Source organism: Thermomonas sp., assembly GCF_041905325.1.
Classification (GTDB): Bacteria; Pseudomonadota; Gammaproteobacteria; order Xanthomonadales; family Xanthomonadaceae; genus Thermomonas.
Genome location: NZ_JAYRLK010000025.1, coordinates 1 through 2,926, shown reverse-complemented (window position 1 = coordinate 2,926; position 2,926 = coordinate 1). Strand labels below are relative to the sequence as shown.

Sequence of the window (2,926 nt, the reverse complement as noted above, 5' to 3'; positions counted from 1 at the left end):
CCGGCTGGACACCGCGCGCCTGCTGACCAGGCCGCGTGCCTGGTGGTCGGTGTTCGGGTTCACCGTGTTCATGGTCAGCCGCGAAGGCATCGAGGCCGCCACCATGATCGCCTCGCTGGGCGCCAACGCCGATGCACGCCACATGGCGTGGGGCGGGCTGCTGGGCGTGGCGCTGGCGGGCGTCATCAGCTGGCTGTGGGTGCGCTTTGGCCAGAAGGTGAACCTGTCGCGCTTCTTCCGCGTCACCTCGTGGTTCATGATGGTGTTTGCCGTGCAGCTGGTGATCTATGCGCTGCATGAGTTCACCGAGTCGGGTCTGGTGCCCGGCATCGACAACGCCTGGTGGCACCTGGCCACCGAGAACCTGGCCGAAGGCTGGATTGCGCAGGTCATTGCGGTTGGGATGGTGCTGCTGCCCACCCTCTGGCTGCTGGGTGCGCACCTGATGGACCGGCGCGGCCCCGTCCGCGACACGCACGCAGCCTGAGGCGGTGCCTCAGGGGGCGGTTGCTTGCAGCAGCCGCAAGGCTTCGGCCCAGCCGGGTGCCGGGGCGCCGCCAGGCAGCATGCGCCGCCGCACCGCCATGCTGCGGATGGCGCTGCCACTCACGGTCATGGCGTCCCAGTGCGCAGGCTGGCTCACAAACCGCACCATGGCGCCGTGGTCGGCCCAAAGCGTCATCGTCCAGACCTCGTTGCCCACCAACTGCCGCCGCACCGAGTAGCCCACCAGCCCGGGCTGGCCGTCCATGCTGTCCAGCACCTTGAGGGTCTGCGTGAAAAACTCACTGCGGCCCGCCGGGTCCACCACGGCGTGGGTGACGATCAGCAGTGCCCCGCCGGGCGGGGCGGCCGTGCTCCCACGGTAGGGCGTGGAAATGCCGCAGCCCGTCAGCAGGCTGGCGGCGCCGGCCAGGGCCCAGGCCAGCAGGGGCCGGAACGTGAACGCTGCGCTGGATTTCATGGGCAGACTCGAATAAAGTAGACAGTGTCTACCAGTATGGCGACAGATGTTGACACTGTCAACTACAAGGGCCGGAACAACCAGTCAGGTGACAATCTGCCACTGGAGGAGCAAGCATGGCAACCGGACAGCAAGACAGCATCAACCTGCGGGAAGCCTGCGTGCAGGCCGCCCATGCCGTGATTGCCGAGCAGGGCGTGGAGGGCCTGAGCCTGCGCGACGTGGCGCGGCGCCTGGGCGTGTCGCACCAGGCGCCTTACAAGCACTATCCGAGCCGAGACCACCTTCTGGCCGAAGTGATTCGCCGTTGTTTTGAGCAGTTTGCCGCCGCGCTGGCCGGGCGCGACCGGCAGGCTGATCCGATGGCCAACATGCACGCCCTGGGCACCGACTACTTGCGCTTTGCGCTGGAGCACCCGCTGGAATACCGGCTGATGTTCAGCACGCCCTGGCCCAGCGTGGCCGACCACCCCGGCCTGCTGCGCGACGCACGCCGCTCATTCGACGTGCTGCGCGAAGCGCTGGCGCCGCTGTACGGCACCGGGCGCGGCGTGGCGGCGCGGGTCGACGCGGACGCGCTGTTCGTCTGGTCATCCATGCACGGGCTGGCCACCATTCTGCAAAGCAACGCGATGCAGCACCTGAGCCTGAGCCCCAAGGTTCTGGACAACGCCGTGGCCCACGCCATGCGCATGGTGGACCTGGCGCTGCTGGCGAGTGCGGGGCAGGGGGCGGCAAACAGCCGCTAGGCGCTATCGTTTTGATAGCGCCTCACGCAGTCCCGGTGAGGCTTAGAGGCCTGTTTTACCCGTTCCAGCGATCCCTGGGCACGACAACGGCCTGGGCGGGCTGCTCGTAGAAGTGCGGCGACATGATCTGCACGCCCGCCGCGTTGAACGCGTCCTGGATGTTCTGGTGCAGCTCGCTCAGGCGCGGCAGGCGCTCCAGCGGCTTGTCCAGGTACACGTACAGCTCGTACTCCACGTAAAAGTCGCTCAGCGCGCGTTGCAGCACAAAGGGCTCCGGCGTCTGGCGCAGGCCCTCGGTGGCACGGGCAGCCTTCAGCAGCAGCGCGTGCACCTGGCGCCAGGGGGCGTCGTAGCCGATGGTGATGCGCGTCGCCATCATGGTGCCCTGGGTGGCCGACAGGCGCGAGTAGTTACGGATCGGGTTGCTCACCAGCACGGCGTTGGGGATGGTGATTTCCTCGTTGCGCATGGTCTTGAGCTTGGTGGCCAGCGTGCCCACTTCCTGCACCACGCCTTCCACGGCGTCACTGTCCTTGCCCACCACCACATGGTCGCCCAGCCGCAGCGCGCGTGAATACACCAGCACCAGCCCGCTCATGAGCTGGTTGACCACGCCCGACGAGCCCAGTGTGATCATCGCCCCCAGCAACACGGACACGCCCTTGAACACGTCGCTGCTGGAGCCCGGCAGGTACGGGTAGGCCGCCACCACGGCTAGCGCCCAGATGCCCAGCGCCACCAGCCGCCGCGTGGCGGCCGCTGTTTCGGGATGGATGAAGCTCACGGCCAGGTTGCGCCGCGCCACGGCCCGGAAGACCGCGTCTGACGCCTCCACCACGGCTTGCGCCAGCAGCACGATCACCGCCACCACGACCAGTCCCGGAATGGCGCGCAGCACGCCTTCGCCCAGCGCCGCGGCCGTCTCCAGAAACAGGCCACCGAGCCGCTCGCCCAGGCCGCGCGTGCCCGGAAAGGCCAGCAGCACCGAGGTGACCCAGAAGAACAGCAGCGCCGCACTCAGGAACAGCGTGGCCAGTTGCACCAGCCGCGACAGCAGGCCCTGTGCGTACTGCAGCCAGGTGCGCCCCGTACGGGGGTTGCTGTCTTCGTCGTTTTCAAGTCGCAGGCCCAGCGCCTGCTCCAGCGTGCTGGACAGCCGCCACAGGCCCCACAGCAGCAGGGCCATGAGCAGTGTCTCCGCGGCCGCCACGCC

The 2,926-nt window shown here is 68.1% G+C and carries 4 protein-coding genes; 2 read left to right on the top strand and 2 right to left on the bottom strand.

The features are described from left to right. Positions 1-487: FTR1 family protein (locus ACE3OK_RS12330; protein WP_374249848.1), on the top strand; the 487-nt coding region annotated here is incomplete at its 5' end. A 9-nt stretch (positions 488-496) separates the two neighbouring features. Here ACE3OK_RS12330 and ACE3OK_RS12325 read toward each other — a convergent pair. Beyond that, positions 497-964, bottom strand: coding sequence for a hypothetical protein (locus ACE3OK_RS12325; protein WP_374249847.1), 468 nt, complete (start codon positions 962-964; stop codon positions 497-499). Positions 965-1,080: 116 nt separating this feature from the next. Between ACE3OK_RS12325 and ACE3OK_RS12320 the strand changes: the two genes are divergently transcribed. Then, positions 1,081-1,713, top strand: coding sequence for a TetR/AcrR family transcriptional regulator (locus tag ACE3OK_RS12320; RefSeq protein ID WP_374249846.1), 633 nt, complete (start codon positions 1,081-1,083; stop codon positions 1,711-1,713). Between the two features lie 55 nt (positions 1,714-1,768). Here the strand turns inward: ACE3OK_RS12320 and ACE3OK_RS12315 are convergent. Beyond that, positions 1,769-2,926: mechanosensitive ion channel family protein (locus ACE3OK_RS12315; protein WP_374249845.1), on the bottom strand; the 1,158-nt coding region annotated here is incomplete at its 5' end.

Excerpts from the sequence above, each read along its gene's own strand:
- ACE3OK_RS12325 (WP_374249847.1), bottom strand. The coding sequence starts at position 964 with ATGAAATCCAGCGCAGCGTTCACGTTCCGGCCCCTGCTGGCCTGGGCC.
- ACE3OK_RS12320 (WP_374249846.1), top strand. The coding sequence starts at position 1,081 with ATGGCAACCGGACAGCAAGACAGCATCAACCTGCGGGAAGCCTGCGTG.